The sequence below is a fragment of the Streptomyces sp. NPDC058620 genome, assembly GCF_042717135.1.
Classification (GTDB): domain Bacteria; phylum Actinomycetota; class Actinomycetes; order Streptomycetales; family Streptomycetaceae; genus Streptomyces.
The window spans coordinates 202,521-220,324 of the sequence record NZ_JBHXQO010000008.1; the positions used below are offsets into that span (position 1 = coordinate 202,521).

General features: G+C 69.9%; 18 protein-coding genes. 8 read left to right on the forward strand and 10 right to left on the reverse strand.

The window, feature by feature from the left end:
- Window positions 1-87 precede the first annotated feature (87 nt).
- On the forward strand, window positions 88-462 hold the full coding sequence (locus ACFWSK_RS11750; RefSeq protein ID WP_383783708.1) for a F0F1 ATP synthase subunit epsilon: 375 nt from the start codon (window positions 88-90) through the stop codon (window positions 460-462).
- Window positions 463-595: 133 nt separating this feature from the next.
- A complete protein-coding gene (locus ACFWSK_RS11755) occupies window positions 596-1,042 on the forward strand; it encodes a DUF2550 domain-containing protein (RefSeq protein ID WP_383783709.1) in 447 nt (148 codons plus the stop codon).
- Window positions 1,043-1,152: 110 nt separating this feature from the next.
- Here ACFWSK_RS11755 and ACFWSK_RS11760 read toward each other — a convergent pair whose 3' ends face one another.
- The 3 genes from ACFWSK_RS11760 to ACFWSK_RS11770 form a co-directional block, all read right to left on the reverse strand.
- Window positions 1,153-3,030, reverse strand: coding sequence for a glycosyl hydrolase family 18 protein (locus ACFWSK_RS11760; RefSeq protein WP_383783710.1), 1,878 nt, complete (start codon window positions 3,028-3,030; stop codon window positions 1,153-1,155).
- A 168-nt stretch (window positions 3,031-3,198) separates the two neighbouring features.
- Window positions 3,199-3,849 (reverse strand): response regulator, encoded by a 651-nt coding sequence (locus ACFWSK_RS11765; protein WP_383783711.1) that lies wholly within the window; start codon window positions 3,847-3,849, stop codon window positions 3,199-3,201.
- On the reverse strand, window positions 3,849-5,042 hold the full coding sequence (locus tag ACFWSK_RS11770; protein ID WP_383783712.1) for a sensor histidine kinase: 1,194 nt from the start codon (window positions 5,040-5,042) through the stop codon (window positions 3,849-3,851). The genes ACFWSK_RS11765 and ACFWSK_RS11770 overlap by 1 nt, the downstream gene beginning before the upstream one ends.
- Before the next feature lie 151 nt (window positions 5,043-5,193).
- Here ACFWSK_RS11770 and ACFWSK_RS11775 point away from each other — a divergent pair, with 151 nt between their 5' ends.
- Window positions 5,194-5,736 carry a hypothetical protein gene (locus ACFWSK_RS11775; protein ID WP_383783713.1) on the forward strand — a complete coding sequence of 181 codons (543 nt, stop codon included), beginning with the start codon at window positions 5,194-5,196 and terminating at the stop codon, window positions 5,734-5,736.
- A 23-nt stretch (window positions 5,737-5,759) separates the two neighbouring features.
- On the opposite strand, the gene ACFWSK_RS11780 is transcribed toward ACFWSK_RS11775, so the two are convergent.
- Window positions 5,760-6,332: a cob(I)yrinic acid a,c-diamide adenosyltransferase gene (locus ACFWSK_RS11780; protein ID WP_383783714.1), complete on the reverse strand. Its 573-nt coding sequence runs from the start codon at window positions 6,330-6,332 to the stop codon at window positions 5,760-5,762.
- Between the two features lie 200 nt (window positions 6,333-6,532).
- Here ACFWSK_RS11780 and ACFWSK_RS11785 point away from each other — a divergent pair, with 200 nt between their 5' ends.
- The 3 genes from ACFWSK_RS11785 (at window position 6,533) to ACFWSK_RS11795 (ending at window position 10,602) form a co-directional block, all read left to right on the forward strand.
- Window positions 6,533-7,381, forward strand: a complete 849-nt coding sequence (locus ACFWSK_RS11785) for a 3-hydroxyacyl-CoA dehydrogenase family protein (protein WP_383783715.1) — start codon at window positions 6,533-6,535, stop codon at window positions 7,379-7,381.
- Window positions 7,382-7,620: 239 nt separating this feature from the next.
- Complete coding sequence (locus ACFWSK_RS11790) at window positions 7,621-7,944, forward strand: STAS domain-containing protein (protein ID WP_185298421.1); 324 nt, start codon at window positions 7,621-7,623, stop codon at window positions 7,942-7,944.
- Window positions 7,945-8,163: 219 nt separating this feature from the next.
- Window positions 8,164-10,602 (forward strand): ATP-binding protein, encoded by a 2,439-nt coding sequence (locus ACFWSK_RS11795; protein ID WP_383783716.1) that lies wholly within the window; start codon window positions 8,164-8,166, stop codon window positions 10,600-10,602.
- A 72-nt stretch (window positions 10,603-10,674) separates the two neighbouring features.
- Here the strand turns inward: ACFWSK_RS11795 and nucS are convergent, their stop codons facing one another.
- Window positions 10,675-11,346 carry an endonuclease NucS gene (nucS, locus tag ACFWSK_RS11800; protein ID WP_383783717.1) on the reverse strand — a complete coding sequence of 224 codons (672 nt, stop codon included), beginning with the start codon at window positions 11,344-11,346 and terminating at the stop codon, window positions 10,675-10,677.
- Between the two features lie 260 nt (window positions 11,347-11,606).
- Here nucS and ACFWSK_RS11805 point away from each other — a divergent pair, with 260 nt between their 5' ends.
- The gene (locus tag ACFWSK_RS11805; RefSeq protein ID WP_383783718.1) at window positions 11,607-11,999 is read left to right on the forward strand and encodes an SCO5389 family protein; all 393 of its coding nucleotides are present in this window, start codon (window positions 11,607-11,609) and stop codon (window positions 11,997-11,999) included.
- Between the two features lie 133 nt (window positions 12,000-12,132).
- Here ACFWSK_RS11805 and ACFWSK_RS11810 read toward each other — a convergent pair whose 3' ends face one another.
- Entirely contained in the window at window positions 12,133-13,173 is a 1,041-nt protein-coding gene (locus ACFWSK_RS11810) for an LLM class flavin-dependent oxidoreductase (protein ID WP_383783719.1), read from the reverse strand.
- A gap of 213 nt (window positions 13,174-13,386) precedes the next feature.
- Here ACFWSK_RS11810 and ACFWSK_RS11815 point away from each other — a divergent pair, with 213 nt between their 5' ends.
- Window positions 13,387-13,716, forward strand: coding sequence for an ATP/GTP-binding protein (locus tag ACFWSK_RS11815; RefSeq protein ID WP_383783720.1), 330 nt, complete (start codon window positions 13,387-13,389; stop codon window positions 13,714-13,716).
- 22 nt (window positions 13,717-13,738) lie between these two features.
- Here ACFWSK_RS11815 and ACFWSK_RS11820 read toward each other — a convergent pair whose 3' ends face one another.
- The 4 genes from ACFWSK_RS11820 to ACFWSK_RS11835 all read right to left on the reverse strand — a co-directional run bounded on the left by ACFWSK_RS11820 (window position 13,739) and on the right by ACFWSK_RS11835 (window position 17,664).
- Complete coding sequence (locus ACFWSK_RS11820; protein ID WP_383783721.1) at window positions 13,739-14,611, reverse strand: ABC transporter permease subunit; 873 nt, start codon at window positions 14,609-14,611, stop codon at window positions 13,739-13,741.
- Window positions 14,608-15,771, reverse strand: a complete 1,164-nt coding sequence (locus ACFWSK_RS11825; protein WP_383783722.1) for an ABC transporter ATP-binding protein — start codon at window positions 15,769-15,771, stop codon at window positions 14,608-14,610. The genes ACFWSK_RS11820 and ACFWSK_RS11825 overlap by 4 nt, the downstream gene beginning before the upstream one ends.
- 106 nt (window positions 15,772-15,877) lie before the next feature.
- Entirely contained in the window at window positions 15,878-16,657 is a 780-nt protein-coding gene (locus ACFWSK_RS11830; RefSeq protein WP_383783723.1) for an ABC transporter permease subunit, read from the reverse strand.
- A gap of 5 nt (window positions 16,658-16,662) precedes the next feature.
- A complete protein-coding gene (locus tag ACFWSK_RS11835) occupies window positions 16,663-17,664 on the reverse strand; it encodes an ATP-binding cassette domain-containing protein (RefSeq protein ID WP_383783724.1) in 1,002 nt (333 codons plus the stop codon).
- Window positions 17,665-17,804: the final 140 nt, after the last annotated feature.

Below are 17,804 nucleotides of genomic sequence, written 5' to 3' on the forward strand. Positions count from 1 at the left end.
TGGGCGTGTCCCGCCCCCCTCACCACGCCCCGTAGAATTGACCCAACACCCGGCTCGACCGCCGGGTGGTGACCCGAGGAGCCACCCTTGGCTGCTGAGCTGCATGTCGAGCTGGTCGCCGCGGACCGCAGTGTCTGGTCCGGCGAGGCCACCCTGGTCGTCGCGCGTACCACGTCCGGCGACATCGGCGTCATGCCCGGTCACCAGCCGCTTCTCGGTGTGCTGGAATCGGGCCCGGTGACTATCCGTACCAGTGGGGGCGACACCGTCGTCGCCGCTGTGCACGGTGGATTCATCTCGTTCGCGGACGACAAGCTGTCGCTGCTGGCGGAGATCGCCGAGCTGGCGGACGAGATCGATGTCCAGCGCGCCGAGCGTGCGCTGGAGCGCGCGAAGTCGGACACGGACGCCGCCGCCGAGCGGCGCGCCGATGTGCGACTGCGTGCGGTGGCGGTGCGCTAGCACCCCCGCCGACAGATGTTTTTACTCAGCCGCGGCCCGATCTGGAATTCTCCAGACCGTGCCGCGGCTGAGGCAATGCAGATGCAGTTCGGCCCGGATATCCGTAATCGACGATGCGAGGAGGTCGGTGGAGATGGTCCTCGCTCTGTGGGTTGGCGGTCTGGTCGTCGTACTGGTCCTGTTGGGTCTGTTCGTGTTCGGCCTGCGCCGCCGGCTGATCCAGCGCTCCGGCGGTACCTTCGACTGCAGTCTGCGCTGGGACGTCTCCAAGGAACCCGACCCCACCGGCAAGGGCTGGGTGTACGGCGTGGCCCGCTACAGCGGTGACCGGGTCGACTGGTTCCGGATCTTCTCCTACGATCCCCGTCCGCGGCGGGCCCTGGAGCGCGCCTCGATCGAGGTGGTCGCCCGCCGGCTGCCCGAAGGCGAGGAAGAGCTCGCACTCCTGTCCGACTCCGTCGTGCTCGGCTGTCTCCACCGCGGGACCCGCCTTGAGCTGGCGATGAGCGAGGACGCCCTTACCGGCTTCCTCGCCTGGCTGGAGGCGGCGCCGCCCGGCCAGCGGGTGAACGTGGCCTGAGAGGGCCCCCACGCGGACAGCGGAAAACCGGGGAGACAGGGGGCGGACCTGTCTCCCCGGTCGTATTTCCGGGGCTGTGCGGGTCGTGCGGTGGTGCTACGGCGTGGGGATTACCGGAGACCGCTGTTGATCGCGCTCACCAGTTCGCCGTTGGCGGTGTCACCGCTGAACTCCCAGAAGAAGGCGCCACCGAGGCCCTGGTTCTTCGCCCACGTCATCTTCGAGACGACGGTGGCCGGGGTGTCATAGCTCCACCAGTTGGTGCCGCAGTGGGCGTAGGCGGTGCCGGCGATGGTGCCGGTGGCCGGGCAGCTGTTCTTGAGGACCTTGTAGTCCTCGATGCCCGCTTCGTACGTTCCCTGGGCCGCTCCGGTCGCCGTGCCGCCCGGGGCGGACTGGGTGACTCCGGTCCAGCCGCGTCCGTAGAAGCCGATGCCGAGCAGCAGCTTCTTGGCGGGGACGCCCTTGGCCTTGAGCTTGGCGATCGCGTCGGCGGCGGTGAAGCCGGCCTGCGGGATGCCGGTGTACGAGGTGAGCGGCGAGTGCGGGGCCGTCGGGCCCTTGGCCGCCCAGGCGCCGAAGAAGTCGTACGTCATCACGTTGTACCAGTCCATGGACTGCGCGGCGCCCGCGTAGTCGGCGGCGTCGATCTTGCCGCCGTCGGAGCCGTCCGCGGTGATGGCGGCGGTGACGAGGTTGTTCGCGCCGAACTTGGTGCGCAGCGCGGAGGCGAGGTTCTTCAGTGCGGCCGGGCCGCTGGTGTCACAGGTGAGACCGCAGGCGTTGGGGTACTCCCAGTCGATGTCGATGCCGTCGAAGACATCGGCCCAGCGGGGGTCCTCGACCAGGTCGTGGCAGGACTGGGCGAACGCGGCCGGGTTCTGGGCCGCGGCACCGAAGCCGCCGGACCAGGTCCAGCCGCCGAAGGACCAGAGGACCTTGATGTTCGGGTACTTCGCCTTGAGCTTGCGCAGCTGGTTGAAGTTGCCGCGCAGCGGCTGGTCCCAGGTGTCCGCGACACCGTCGACCGACTGGTCGGCCGTGTACGCCTTGTCGTAGTCGGCGTAGGCGTCACCGATGGTGCACTTGCCGCCCTGGACGTTGCCGAAGGCGTAGTTGATGTGCGTGATCTTCGAGGCGGAGCCCGAGGTGACCAGGTTCTTCACGTGGTAGTTGCGCCCGTAGGTGCCCCAGTTGGTGAAGTAGCCGAGGTTGATCTTGTCACCGGGCGGGGGCGTGGTGCCGCCACCGGTGGTGCGGACCGCGACGGAGCCGCTGACCGGGCCGGTCTGGTCCGCGGTGTCGCGGGCCTGCACGGTGTACGAGTAGTCGGTGCCCGCGGTGAGGGCGGTGTCCGTGTACGTCGTACCGGTCACCGTGGCGACCTTGGCGCCGCCGCGCAGGACGTCGTAGTTCTTGATGCCCTTGTCGTCGGTCGCCGCGGTCCAGGTGAGCTTCGCCGAGGTGTCGGTGATCAGGCTCGCGGTGGGGGTGCCCGGCGCGGAGGGGGCGTTGTCGCCGGGGACGCTGCCGCCGTCACAGGAGGCGCCGTTCAGCTTGCAGCCGCTGGGGGAGCCGGAGCCTGTTCCGTTGAAGCCGAAGCTGATGCTGGCGCCGGGGGCGACGGAGCCGTTCCAGCTGAGGTTCTTGGCGGTCCAGTGGTTGCCGGAACCGGTGACGGTGGCGTCCCAGGCGGAGCCGACCGCGGTGCCGGAGGGGAAGTCCCACTCGATCGTCCAGGAGGAGAGCGCGGTGGTGCCGGTGTTCTTCACCGTCCACTGGCCTTCGAAGCCGGTGCCCCAGTCGGACTTCTTGACGTAGGTGGCGGTCGCCGATGTGGCGGCCTCGGCGGGGCTGGCCAGGCCCACCATCGCCGCGAGCGGCAGAAGCAGAGCGGTGACGCCCGCTACGGCCTTGGAACGGAGGGTGGTGCCGGTACTGAGTCTCTGTCTGAATCCGGCCCGGCGTGGGGGGGTCTCAGTGCTCAACGGTGCTCCTCGGGTGAGGTACGACTAACGGGGGTGGTCCGTGGACTGCAAGCCCTGCGCCGCCCGGAGTGCGCCTTGTCATGGCGTACTCACCGCAGTGTGTTCGGTGAGATTAGGAAGGTCTGGACCAATCGTCAAGAGGTCCAGACCAAAGATCCGGACCAAACCTCACAGGCCCAACTCCTGAGCGATCACCGCCGCTTGGGCCCGGCTCCGCAGCTCCAGCTTCCCCAGAAGCCTGCTGACGTGCGTCTTCACCGTCGCTTCCGCCATCGACAGCCGCACCGCGATCTCCGCGTTCGACAGCCCCCCGCCCAGGCATCCGAGCACCTCGCGTTCCCGCCGAGTGAGCGATTCCAGGCCCGGGGGAGCGGGGGTGTCCGCCCGGCGTACGGGGGTGGCCCCGGCGAACTCCGCGATCAGCCGGCGCGTCACCGCCGGGGCGATCAGTCCCTCGCCGCGCGCCACCGTACGGACCGCCTGGAGCAGATCGTGCGCGTCGGTGTTCTTCAGCAGGAAGCCCGCCGCCCCGGCCCGAAGTGCCCCGAAGACGTACTCGTCCAGATCGAACGTCGTCAGGACCAGTACGTCCGCGAGCTTCTCCGCCACCACCTCCCGGGTCGCCGACACCCCGTCGAGCCGGGGCATCTGCACATCCATCAGCACGACGTCCGGGCGCAGTTCCCTGGCCAGCCGCACGGCCGCCTCGCCGTCGCCCGCCTCCCCGACGACCTCGATGTCCGGCGCGCTGCCCAGGATCAGCACCAGCCCCGCGCGTACGGCCGACTGGTCCTCCGCGACCAGTACCCGGATCGTCATTACCTCATCGTCCTTTCGCCGACGGGCAGTTCGGCCCGTACCCGCCAGGTCTTCCGGCCGTCCGCCGCGGGCTCCGGGCCCGCCGCGATCGTGCCGCCGAGCAGGGCGACCCGCTCCCGCATGCCCACCAGGCCCGCTCCCGAACCGGGCGCACGCGGCCCCGGCCGGCTCCCGAACTCGCTGGTGACGTCCACCGACAGCACGTCGTCCTCGCGCGCGAGCCGCACCACCACCGGACCGGGAGCGGCGTGCTTCAGCGCGTTCGTCAGGGACTCCTGGACGATGCGGTACGCGGCCAGCTCGACCGGCGCGGGCAGCCGTTCCGGTTTTCCGCGCGCGTCCTCCAGCGTGCAGGTCAGGCCGCTCGTCGCACCGTTGGTACGGGCCTGCTCGACGAGGACGTCCAGCGAGGCGAGGGTCGGTGCCGCGCTCGGTCCGTCCTCCGTCCCGCTGTGCCGGAGCAGCCCGATGAGCCGTCGCATCTCGGCCAGCCCCTCGACGCTGTTCTCACGGATCACCCCGAGCGCCTCGCGGGAGGTGCCCGGGTCGTCGATGGAGAGCGCCGCGGTGGAGTGGATGGCGATCGCGGAGAGGTGGTTGGCCACCATGTCGTGCAGCTCGCGCGCCATCCGCGCCCGCTCGGCGGTCACCGCCTGGGCGCGGTCCATCTCGGCGAGCAGCGCGGTCTGGTCGGCCCGCAGCCGGGCGGTCTCCGCCGCGTCGCGGTGGTTGCGCACACTGACGCCGGTGATGGCGGGCGCGAAGGACACGAGGCCGGTGACCACGCCGATCAACAGCGCCTCCGCCGTACGGAACCAGGCCAGGAAGCCGATCGTCACCCCGACCGTGACCAGGAACGAGGTCACCGGGATACGACGGGCCACGGCCGGGGACCCGTACACCACGGCCGCGTACACGACGTCCGTGAACATCAGCACGGTGGCCAGACTCCCGACCGTGAACTGGTCGGCGACCAGGGCCGGTACGGCGACGAGCAGAGCCGTCAGCGGGGCGCTTCTGCGCAGCAGTTCGAGCCCGGCCATCACGGCGAGGGGCACCAGCGCCATCCAGGGCTCGTCGAACGGCCGCGGGCCCTGCATGTGCAGACCGATCAGCCAGAGGGCCAGACCGCCGGACAGCCCGACGGCCGCGATCAGTACGTCGTGGCGGTGGGGGCGGGAGACAGTGAGCACCCTCCCATCCAACACGGCCGCCGCGCGGCGGACCTCCGCGCGGCGGGGGAGCCGTGGGTACATCGAAGGATGCAGTCGGGCTTCGTCACTGGCGACGACGACCCGGCGCCTCTCACCCGCGAGTCTGGAGGGGACCGGGAGGAGAAGAACCGTGATCGTCATTCTGATCGTGCTCTGCGAAGTCGGCTTCTGGGTGCTGCTGGCCGCGGGACTCGCGCTGCGTTACCTGGCGAAGAAGCCCCGGCTCGGCGCCGCGGTGCTGCTGTGCGAACCGCTGCTGGAGGTCGTGCTGCTGGTCGTCACGGCCATCGACCTCAAGAACGGCGCCGAACCCGACTGGAAGCACGGGCTGGCCGCGGTCTACATCGGGTTCACCGTGGGACTGGGCCACTCGGCGATCAAGTGGGCGGACGCCCGGTTCGCCCACCGTTTCGCGGGCGGTCCGCCGCCGGTGAAGCCGCCGAAGTACGGCATGGCGCGGGCCGCCCACGAGTGGCGCACGGCGGCCCGCTGGACCACCGCCGCGGTGACCGCCATGGCACTGCTCCAGGCCGCGATCTGGTACGTCGGGGACGACGGGGACATCGGATCGCTGGAGATGTGGCAGCAGAAGATGGTGTGGGTGATCGGGATCAACCTGATCGTCGCCGGGAGCTACACCCTGTTCCCGAAGCAGGCACCCAAGGGGGTCTGATCCTCAAGCCCGGCCGGCCGTGCTCAGCGGTCGCCGCCCGGCACCCACAGCACGTCCCCGACCTCCTTGTTAGCCGTCCGCGCGAGGATGAACAGGAGGTCGGACAGCCGGTTGAGGTACGTCGCGGTCAGGGCGTTCATCACGTCCCCGTGCACCTCGATCGCCGCCCAGGTGGACCGCTCGGCCCGCCGGACGACGGTGCACGCCTGGTGCAGGAGCGCCGCCCCCGGCGTACCGCCCGGCAGGATGAAGCTGCGCAGCTTCTCCAGCTCCTCCAGGAAGCTGTCGCAGTCCGCCTCCAGCTTGTCGATGTAGGACTGCTCGACCCGCAGCGGCGGATACTTCGGGTCCTCGACGACCGGCGTCGACAGGTCCGCGCCGACGTCGAAGAGGTCGTTCTGGACACGGACGAGGACCTTCACCACGTCCTCGGGCAGCTGTCCGAGCGCGACGGCCGTACCGATGACGGCGTTGGCCTCGTTCGCGTCGGCGTACGCCGCGATCCGCAGATCGGTCTTGGCGGTCCGGCTCATGTCACCGAGTGCCGTGGTGCCCTTGTCGCCGGTGCGGGTGTAGATGCGCGTCAGATTGACCATGGGGCCAGCCTAGATACGTACCCGCCCCCGTGGGGACGCAGGTGGCCAACTGCACGTCGGGCGCCACCGAATGAGGCGTACCAGTGTGATGTCCGTCATTTGAGACGTGACGCGCATCTCTTCGTCTCCCCAGGGCCCCTCACGGGTACTAATCTCCGCCGGAGAGCGTGTGAACAACCGTTATCCAAAGGGGTGCAAACGTGGCCAGGAAGCTCGCCGTCATCGGGGCCGGACTCATGGGGTCCGGGATCGCGCAGGTCTCCGCCCAGGCGGGCTGGGACGTCGTCCTGCGCGACGTCACCGACGCGGCACTGGCCCGCGGCCTGGACGGCATCAAGGCGTCGTACGACCGGTTCGTCTCCAAGGGCAAGCTGGAGGCGGCCGACGCCGAGGCCGCGCTCGCCCGCATCACGACGACCACGGACCTCGACGGCGTCGCCGACGCGGATGTCGTCGTCGAGGCCGTCTTCGAGAAGCTGGAGGTCAAGCACGAGATCTTCCGCGCGCTCGACAAGATCGTGCGCGAGGACGCCGTGCTCGCCTCCAACACCTCCGCCATCCCGATCACCAAGATCGCCGCCGTGACGGAGCGCCCCGAGCGGGTCGTCGGCGTGCACTTCTTCTCGCCGGTCCCGATGATGCAGCTCTGCGAGCTGGTACGCGGCTACAAGACGAGCGACGAAGCCCTCGCCACCGCACGGGAGTTCGCCGAGTCGGTCGGCAAGACCTGCATCGTCGTCAACCGCGACGTCGCGGGTTTCGTCACCACGCGCCTCATCTCGGCGCTGGTCGTCGAGGCCGCCAAGCTGTACGAGTCGGGCGTCGCCTCGGCCGAGGACATCGACACCGCCTGCAAGCTGGGCTTCGGTCACGCCATGGGCCCCCTCGCCACAGCCGACCTGACCGGCGTCGACATCCTGCTGCACGCCACCGGCAACATCTACACGGAGTCGCAGGACGAGAAGTTCGCGGCTCCGGAGCTGATGCGCCGGATGGTCGATGCAGGTGACATCGGCCGCAAGAGCGGGCAGGGCTTCTACACCTACTGAGAATCGATCATGTCCCGGGCCGCCCGATCTGCCGTCGATCGGGCCCGGGGCCCCGGTCAACCGGAGGAGTCCGGTTCACCGGGATCAGTCAGCATCGAGCGGGCCGACGTCACTCCACGGAGTGAATTCGGTATCGGTTCGCTTACAGACGGCAACCTCCTTGTCGTTGCGGCAGTCAGTTGTGGCAGAGACAGAAAAGACAGACGGACCTTGCTACGGAGCATTCCCGGGGAGCGCATATGCACATCAGGGGCGACCACGCCGAGCTGGTCGTCGGGGGCCGCCTCGACGTCCGAAGCGCGGCGGACGCCCGTACGGTCCTGCACTCGGCCGTCGACGACGGCGTCGGCGATCTCGTGCTGAACCTGACCGAGCTCGATTCCTGGGACGCCACCGGACTCGGCGTCATCATGGGCGCACACCGACGGGCCGGCCGGGCCGGCCGCCGGCTCGTGCTCCGCGGCGTACCGCCGCAGATGCAGCGCCTGCTCGTCGCGACCAGGCTGCACCGCATCCTGGCCATCGAGGGCGGAATCGCGGCGGAGTCACTGCCGCGCGTCTGAGTTCTCCTCCGGCAGGACCCGACGGAGTCGCACGCACAATCCTCACGAGACCGTGATGTCCCGGGCGGCGCGGCACCCCGCCCGTTCGTAGATACTGTGCGAAGGTTTAGGGTTCGGCCGTCTGCCGACTGACGGACCCATGGGCGGACACCGGACCAGAAGCGACAGCGAGGCGTGCGAGGCCGGGAGGGACACGCGACGCATCTGGGGGACTTTGCAATGGACCCGAACAACCGGGGACCCGAGGAGAACGGCCGGGACCACGACGGCTTCGAAGAGGACGGCATGCCGCAACGGCAGTCCCGTGAACCGCTGACACCCGACTTCGGGCTCCAGAAACCGCAGCAGGCCCGCACGGTCCAGCTCATAGCGGGCGACCTGCTCCTCACGGTCAATCCCGTCGACGGCAGCGAGGTCGAACCCTGCCCGCCGGGCCGGCAGCCCGAGGCACCCGTACGGCACACCGCCACCGAGCGCGCGGACCGCGAACGCGCCGCCGCTCCGTCCGTACCGCCGGGACCGCCCGGCCCGCAACTCCCGCTCCTGGAACGCCAGGAGCTCCGCGAGCGACTGGTACGGCTGCTGGCGCGCGGACGGTCGGTACGGGTGACCGGCCCCGCCGGATCGGGTCGCACCGCCCTGCTGAACGCCGTCGCCGCCGACTGCGCCGACCTGGCGCCCGACGGTGTCGTACGGCTCAGCGGCCACAAGCGCACCGCCACGGACCTCCAGTACGCACTCTTCGAGGCCGTCCACCGCGCGCCCTCGCACCGCCCAGGCCGCGAAGAACTCCTCGGACTGATCCGGGGCATCGGCGCCGTCGTCGTCCTCGACGACCTGGAGTTCGGCGGCACCGGGCTCGACGAACTGCTCGACGCCACGCCCGAGTGCGCGTTCGTCCTGGCCACGACACCCGATGTCGCCGCGCCCGGCCCCGACTCGCACCTGGAAGAGCTCTTCCTCACCGGGCTCGGCCGCAGCGCCTCGATCGATCTGCTGGAGAAGGTCGTCGAACGATCGCTCACCGAGGACGAGGCGAACTGGGCGGGCGACCTCTGGTTCGAGTCCGAGGGGCTGCCCCTGCGCTTCGTTCAGGCAGGCGCGCTGCTGCGCCACCGGGACCTCCAGCGCGATCCCGAAGCCTTCGACGCGTACGGCTCCGCGGCGCCCCCCGCGCCCGAGGACGTGCCCGCGCCGCCGCTGCCCAGCCTGGGAGAGGGCGCGGCCCCCGCGGTGCTGCTCGCCTCCCGGCTGAGCGAGGCCGCGCGCGAAACCCTGCGCTTCGCCGTCGCGCTCGGCGGTGAGGTGCCGCACCAGGCGCATCTGCCGGCGCTCGTGGGGGACACCCACGCGGACGCCGCCCTCGGCGAGCTCGCCGGATGCGGTCTGCTCTCCCCGGCCGGCCCCCGCTACCGGCTCGCGGCCGGCGTCGTCGCCCAGCTGGAGGCCGGCGGGTACGGCGAGGGCGTCGCCGACCGCGCCAGGACCGCCGCCCAGCACTACGCCTGGTGGGCGGGACATCCTTCGGTCACGTCCGAGCGGGTGGTCGCCGAGGCCGATGCCATGCTCGCCGCGCTGGCACAGCTGGTGCCCGGTGACCGTGCCGGACAGGCCAGCGTCGCCGTGCTGCTGGCCCGCAGCGCCTCTCCGGCCTTCGCCGCCGGAATGCAGTGGGGAGCCTGGGAGAAGGCCCTCAGGATGGGCCAGGAGGGCGCCAGGATCGCCGGTGAGGTGGCCGAGGAAGCCTACTTCCACCACGAGTTGGGCGTACTCGCGCTCTGTACCGGCCATCTCGAACGGGCCAGGGCCGAACTGGAAGCCTCGATCGGCATGCGCGGCGCGCTCGCCGACAAGTCCGGAGCGGTGGCAGGGCGCAGGGCGCTCGCCCTCGTCGCGGACCGCTCCGGCGGACCGCTGCCCGGTGGCCGTGCCCCGGCGGGCGAGGAGCTCGCGGCCGCGCGGTACGAGGAGGCGGCTTCGCCGCCCGCCGGCATCCCCGCGGCACTGCCGCTCTTTCCCCGGCAGCCCGTGTCCGCCGAGACGACCGCGGTCGTCTCCCGCGAGGACACCCCGGTGCGCCGGGGGCCCGCGTTCCTTCGTGGCGCCCGGCGCAATCTTGTCGGGGCCGGTGCGGGAGCACTGCTGGTCGCGGTGCTCGGCACGGTCGTCGCGCTCGGGACGACCTCGGGCGGCGAGGAGCCGGACAGCCGGAACGTGACGACCGAGCAGTCCGCCGACGAGGACGACGGCGAGAACGGCTTTCCGGCGGAGGAGCCGACGGACGGCGCGCCCGCCAAGAGCGGTAAGCCCGCCGAGGGCACCGGGTCACCGGGCCCGTCCGGCCAGGCCACTCCGTCCGCTGACGCCACCCCGTCCGCGGGCGAACCGGACCCGGGCTCGACCCCGACTACGGACGACCCGGCGAGCGGGGAGCCGAGTACGCCGAGCGGGCCGACCAAGTCAGCGACGAAGTCGCCTACTAAGTCACCGACCGAGTCTCCGAGCAGCCCCTCGCCGTCGTCCCCGACTCCGTCCGAAACGGCTTCGGAATCACCGACTCCGACCCCGACGGATACGGAGACGCAGACACAGCCGTCCAACTCCGACTCGGCGAGTGGGCCGACGCTGGACACGACTGCCGAAGACGGGGCTGCCTGAACCTCGTCGTCAGATCGCCGGACGGGCGCAAAATCAAGCCCGTCCGGCGATTGAGGACGCAGGAACCGTCGGTCAGAACAGGCGCAGCTTGTCGTCCTCGATGCCCCGCATCGCGTTGTAGTCCAGGACCACGCAGCCGATGCCGCGGTCCGTCGCCAGGACCCGCGCCTGCGGCTTGATCTCCTGGGCCGCGAAGATGCCCTTCACCGGGGCGAGATGGGGATCGCGGTTGAGCAGCTCCAGATAGCGGGTCAGCTGCTCCACACCGTCGATGTCGCCGCGGCGCTTCAGCTCCACGGCCACCGTCCCGCCGTCCGCGTCGCGGCACAGGATGTCCACGGGGCCGATGGCGGTGGGGTACTCGCGGCGGATCAGCGTGTGGCCCTCGCCGAGGATCTCGATCCGGTCGGCCAGGAGCTCCTGGAGGTGCGCTTCCACGCCGTCCTTGATCAGGCCGGGGTCGACGCCCAGTTCGTGCGAGGAGTCGTGGAGGATTTCCTCCATCGTGATGATCAGTTTCTCGCCCGCTTTGTTCACCACCGTCCAGATGCCTTCGTCACCGTCGGCGCCCTCCTTCAGGGAGCACGGCGGGGACATCCAGTTGAGCGGTTTGTACGCCCGGTCGTCGGCGTGGATCGACACACTGCCGTCCGCCTTCACCAGGATCAGACGGGGGGCGGAGGGCAGGTGGGCGGTGAGCCGGCCCGCGTAGTCGACGGAGCAACGGGCGATGACGAGACGCATGGTCGGCAACGCTACTCGACGACGGGTGCTCCACGCGATTCCCCCGGCTGTCCGCCCCATGCGCACGACCCGCCCCATCGGTCTTGCCCCTCTTTAGGAGCCTTCGTTATTGGCCGGTTGTGTTCCCAATCTCCTGGTGCGGCCCGGACTGCGCGCTTACCGTGTAAGCAGGAGGTCGCCGTCTGTGTACGCTGCGTCGCCGTCCTCCTTCCCTGCCCGTAAGGCCCCGGCCAACCGTCGGGGTCGCGAGAGGAGAACCCATGTCGCTCGACGTCTCACCGGCGCTGTTGGAACAGGCCGAGCGAGGCGAGGTCGACGAAGCCGACTTCGTCGACTGCGTCCGGACCTCCCTGCCCTACGCATGGGAGATGGTCAGCTCTCTGGTGGCCCAGCTGAAGGTCGACGGCGGAGAGTTCGCCGACAACCAGACGCCGCCGCCGGACGAGCAGGCACGTGGTCAGCTGCTGCGTGCACTCGCGAGTGATGCGATACGTGGCGCACTTCAGCGGCACTTCGGAGTGCGTCTGGCCTTCCAGAACTGCCACCGCCTGGCGGTGTTCCCCCTGGACGCTTCGGTCGACGAGCGTCTGGCCCGTTTCACCTCGGTGAGGGGCCAGTTGCTCAACCAGTCGCCGGAACTACGGGACTGCTGAACGCTTCTGCTGCCGCTCCGGGCCGCGGGAGGTGCGACAGGCTCCGGGGCGGCAGCTCCCGTACCACCAGCACACCGGCACCATGAGCACCACCAGAACTACCTGGACCACCGGGACCACCGGAATGAACGCATCACGTCAGCAGCGGCAGTACCTCGGTGCCCAGCCGTTGCACGTTCTCCTCGGTCGCGGCGAGGTCGCCCGAGCCCTCGACCAGGAGCGCGAAGCGGGTGATGCCGGTCCGCTCCGCGGTCGCCGCGAGGCGGTCGGCCGCGAGGCGGGGCGGGCCCACCGGATGCATGCCGCACAGCAGTTCCGTATAGGCGACGGGGTCGCGCATCACCCGGTGTCTGCCGTCGACCGTCACATGGGCGTCCAGCCCCTGTTTGAGCCAGCCCGGCATCGCCTTCACGAGCGTCTCCATGGCGTCGGCCGGCCTGTCCGCGATCTGGGCCACCCCTGCGGACACATGTCCGACGCTGTTCACGACGTCGGGCGAATGACCGGCCTCCCGGGCGGCCGTACGCCACAGAGCCACCATCTCGGCCTTCTCCTCGTCCCCGCAGTGCATGCCCAGAAGCATCGGCAGCGCCTTCGCTGCGGCGAGCCGGACACTCTTCGGCGAGGTGCACGCCACGATCACCTCCGGCCCCCCGGGGCCTGCCGGGCCCTCGGTGAGGAGCTCGTCGGAGCGCGGCACGACCGCCACCTCGCGGAAGCCGAACCGCTCCCCGGTGCCTGCCACCCGGGGCTTGCGCAGCCAGTCGAGCAGCAGCTCCAGCGATTCGGGGAAGTCCCGCTCGTACGCCGCGAGGCCCCCGCCGAACACCTCCAGGTCCACCCAGGGGCCGCCCCGCCCCACCCCGAGGGAGAACCGGCCTCCGCTGGTGATGTGCAGCAGCGCGGCCTGCTCGCCGAGGGCGACGGGGTGCTGGGTCGGCAGCACGCTCACCGCCGTGCCGACCCGGATTCTGCGGGTGCGGCCGAGCAGCAGCGCGGCCAGTGTGACGGCGGAGGGGCATACCCCGTACGGCACGAAGTGGTGTTCCGCCAGCCAGACCGAGTCGAGTCCGGATTCCTCCGCGACCTCCGTGGAGCGGATGGCACGGTGCAGTGCCTCACCCTGCCCCTGGCCCGGAAACTGGGCTGCCAGTACGAACGTTCCGACGCGCATCGCCTGTTACCTCCTTGCGGCCGACGCGGTTCTCCCCCGTAGGCAACAACGTCTGACACGTGCCAAAGGCACGGTCCACGCAGAAGTTGTTGCGATTTTCCGGTAACTCCCTCCCGGTGCGGGCCGCGGTCTCCTGCCGTACGGGCCGGTCGGCGGGCCCGATGGGCCTACGCTGGACGGTAAGCCGCCCGTTCTGCCCCCATGAGGTGTCACGTGTCCCCGCGCCGCAACCGCCCCCGAGGCGGGGAGAGCCCCACCAGCAGGCCATTCGCTGAGGGGGAGCGGTACGGCGGAGGTGGCGCCACCGAGAGCTGGCAGGGCGAGGAGTGGTCGGTGCGCCCGGTGAGCGGAGCGAGCGCGGCGGGGAAACGGTACCGCTGCCCCGGCTGCGACCAGGAGATCCCGTCCGGCGTCCCGCATCTCGTCGCCTGGCCCGAGTTCGGCGGCATCGACGACCGCAGGCACTGGCACAAGGCTTGCTGGAACGCGAGGGACCGCCGCACCACACGGGTACAGCGGTCCAGGAACGCTCCGCGCTACTGAACGACGGGCAGGACACCGGACATCACACGTCGCGGCGGTCCAGCGTGAAGTAGGCGGCGGCCATGGTCACGGTGGTCACGCCGAGGATGATCCACAGCGGCTCCCAGCCGGACGGCCCCGAGGTGGTGACCGAGGCGTCGTAGAAGGCGCCGAGCTGGTTGGGGATCGAGTACTCGAAGAGCGCCCTCTGCAGGTCGGCCAGCGTCTCCGAGAACATGAACATCGCCAGCACCAGCGGCAGAAGCACCACGGCGATCATGATGGTGATCGCGCCGGCCGAGTGCCGGATCAGCGCGCCGAGCGCGAGCGAGAGCAGTCCGAGTGTCGCGACGTAGAGGCCGACCCCCACCGTGGAGCGCAGCCAGTCGTCGCCCGTGGGCTCCACGCCGTCCAGCATGGCCGTCTGGAGGACGCCGACGACCGCGGTCGTCACCGTGGTGATCACGAAGGACAGCAGGAAGAAGACGATCGCCTTCGCGGTCAGCACCCGGGAACGGCTGGGGCAGGCGGTCAGCGTCGTACGGATCATGCCGGTGCCGTACTCCGACGCGATGGTCAGCACGCCGAGCGTGATCACGCAGATCGAGCCGAGGAGCACCCCGAAGAAGCCGAGGCTGAGCACCGGCGTGTTCCCGAGATCGGCGTCCGACGCGCTGACGGCGATCGCGGACAGCAGCCCGATGCCGAGCAGCAGCACGATCATCACGCCGAGCGTCCACATCGTGGACCGTACGGAGCGGATCTTCGTCCACTCGGAGGCGATCGCGTCGCCGAGGCTCGCGCGGCGCACCGGGATAGGCGAGTTGTAGAGGCCCCCGTGAGCGCCCTGCCAGTTCTGCGGCGCCGGGGCCTGCTGCGGGGGCTGGTACGGGGCCTGGGGCGCCGGCGTCGTCATCGGGAGTCCTCGCTGGTCTCGCGCTTGGTCGGTTCTGCGGGGGCGGCGGCGGGCGCGGCCGGTGCGGGGGCCTGGGCCGGAGGCGCGGCGGGCGCCGGAGCGGCCGCGTACGGGTTCTGTCCGGGCGGCGGCGGGGCGTACCAGCCCTGCTGCGCCATCTCGGGCTGCGGCTGCGGCTGCGCGTAGCCGGGCTGCTGTCCGTAGCCCGTCGGAGCCTGCTGCTGGAGCGCGGCCTTGGCGTCCACGGTCGAGCGGTAGTCCACGGCGCCCTGCGTCATCCGCATGTACGCCTCCTCCAGCGACGCCTGGTGCGGCGAGAGCTCCCACAGCCGCACGTCGGCGCCGTGCGCCAGATCGCTGATCCGGGGCAGCTGGAGACCGGTGACCCGCAGGGCCCCGTCCGGCTCCGACATGACCTGGCCGCCCGCCTCGGTGAGCGAGGCCATGAGCTTCTCGCGCTGCTCCGGAAGGTCCGAAGGGACCCGGACGCGGGCGAAGTCGGCCGAGTTGGCGGAGATGAAGTCCGTGACGCTCATGTCGGCGAGCAGCTGGCCGCGGCCGATCACGATGAGGTGATCGGCGGTCAGCGCCATCTCGCTCATCAGGTGGCTGGAGACGAAGACCGTACGCCCCTCCGAGGCCAGCATCTTCATGAGGTTGCGCACCCAGAGGATGCCCTCGGGGTCGAGACCGTTGACCGGCTCGTCGAAGAGGAGCACCTGCGGATCGCCGAGCATGGCCGCCGCGATGCCGAGCCGCTGTCCCATGCCGAGCGAGAAGCCCTTGGACCGCTTGCGTGCCACGTCCTGGAGACCCACGACGCCGAGGACCTCGTCGACGCGGGCTGCGGGGATACCGGACAGCTGAGCCAGCGAGAGGAGGTGGTTCCTGGCGCTGCGGCCGCCGTGCACGGCCTTGGCGTCGAGCAGCGCGCCCACCTGGCGCGGTGCGTTCGGCAGGCTGCGGAAGGCATGGCCGCCGATCGTCACATGGCCCGCGGTCGGAGTGTCCAGACCGAGCATCATGCGCATGGTGGTGGATTTACCGGACCCGTTGGGACCGAGGAACCCGGTGACGGCTCCCGGCCGCACCTGGAAGGAAAGGTTGTGCACGGCCGTCTTGGCGCCGTAGCGCTTGGTCAGGCCGACTGCCTCGATCATTCTCCAGCCCCATCGACTTATCTGTCGTCGGGGCACAGGCCACCCGGCCGCACGCCCCCGTAAGAGTTAGGAGGATAACCACGCCTTGCCGGTTCCAGCCAAGTTGTTACGCGTCCCGCTTCTTCAGCACGACGTATCCACCGACCAGCGCGGCCACCACCCAGACCAGCAGGATGCCGAGTCCTCCCCATGGTCCGTACGGCGCGGGGTCGCTGTTCATGGCGTCGGGAACCACCTGCATGATCTTCGATCCGGCCTGGTCGGGGAAGTAACGGGCCACGTTCTTGGCGCCCGGGACCGCCGACAGGATCTGCGAGACGAGGAAGAAGAAGGGCATCAGGATGCCGAGCGAGAGCATCGAGCTGCGCAGCATCGTGGCCACGCCCATCGAGAAGATCGCGATCAGACCCATGTAGATGCCACCGCCGAACACCGCGCGCAGGACGTTGTCCGCGCCGAGGTCCGTGCGGTGGTCGCCGAGCAGTGCCTGGCCGAGGAAGAAGGTGATGAAGCTGGTCGCGAGGCCGACCGCCAGGGCGAGGACGCCCGCCACCGCGATCTTGCTGAAGAGGAACGTCGCGCGCTGGGGCACGGCCGCCAGCGACGTACGGATCATGCCGGAGCTGTACTCCGTACCGACCACCAGCACGCCGAAGACCACCATCGCGAGCTGACCGAGAATCATCCCGGAGAAGCTGACGAAGGTCGGGTCGAAGGTGGCACGCTCGGCGTCCGAGAGATCGTCGAACTGGGAGTTCAGCAACGCGCAGAGCGCCGCGCCCATGGCGACGGTGACGGCGAACGCGGAGATGAGCGTCCAGGTGGTCGAGGAGACCGTACGGATCTTGGTCCACTCCGAGGTCAGGACCGCGGGTACCGATGCCATCGTGGTCATGCTCCCTTGCCGTGATCGGAAACGCCGCCCGCGGACCGGTTCCACTCGCCGCCCCACTGCGGACCCGCGGGAGGCGGTGGTGCGCCGTCGCGTTCCGAATGCGCGTGATACTCCACGGAACCGGCGGTCATCTGCATGAACGCCTCTTCCAGCGAGGCCCGCTGGGAACTGAGTTCGTGCAGCACGATCTGGTGCCGGGCGGCGAGCTCGCCGATCGCCTCCGTGGTGGCGCCGTCGATCTCCAGGGTGCCGTTGCCCGACTCGGTGGCGACGATGCTCTCCCCGTGCAGCACATCGCGCAGTCGCTCCTGCTGCGGCGAACGCAGCCGTACATAACTGCGGGAGTTGTCGTGAATGAAATCGGCCATCGAGGTGTCGGCGAGCAGCCTGCCCTGGCCGATGACGATCAAGTGATCTGCGGTCAGTGCCATTTCGCTCATCAGGTGGGACGAGACGAAGATCGTCCGGCCCTCTGCCGCGAGGGCCTTCATCAGATTTCTGATCCAGTGAATTCCCTCGGGGTCCAGACCATTGACGGGTTCGTCGAACATCAGGATCTCGGGGTTGCCGAGAAGCGCCGAAGCGATTCCCAGACGCTGGCCCATGCCGAGCGAGAAACCCTTCGATTTCTTCCGCGCCACCGCGCTGAGCCCGACCATGTCGAGGACCTCCGCGACCCGGCTCGTGGGGATGCGGTTGCTCTGGGCGAGACAGAGCAGATTGTTGTACGCGCTGCGGCCCCCGTGCATCGACTTGGCGTCGAGCAGCGCACCGATGTACTTGAGGGGTTCGTCGAGCTCGCGGTAGTGCTTGCCGTCGATGCGGACCGTGCCGCTGGTGGGGTTGTCGAGATCGAGCATCATGCGCATCGTGGTCGACTTGCCCGCCCCGTTGGGACCGAGGAAACCCGTCACCATTCCGGGTCTGACCTGGCACGACAGGTGGTCGACTGCGACCTTGTCGCCGAATCGCTTGGTGAGGCCCTCCAGCTCGATCATGCGCACACGCTAGAACGGCCGCGGGGCCCGCGCCCCCCCCAGGGGGGGCCCCGGCGCGCGGGGGCGTGGCGGGGGGGTCAGCGGGGGGGGGTGTGGTTTAAAAAAAATGAGCGGGCGGCGAGATTTTTTGTGGTTTTATG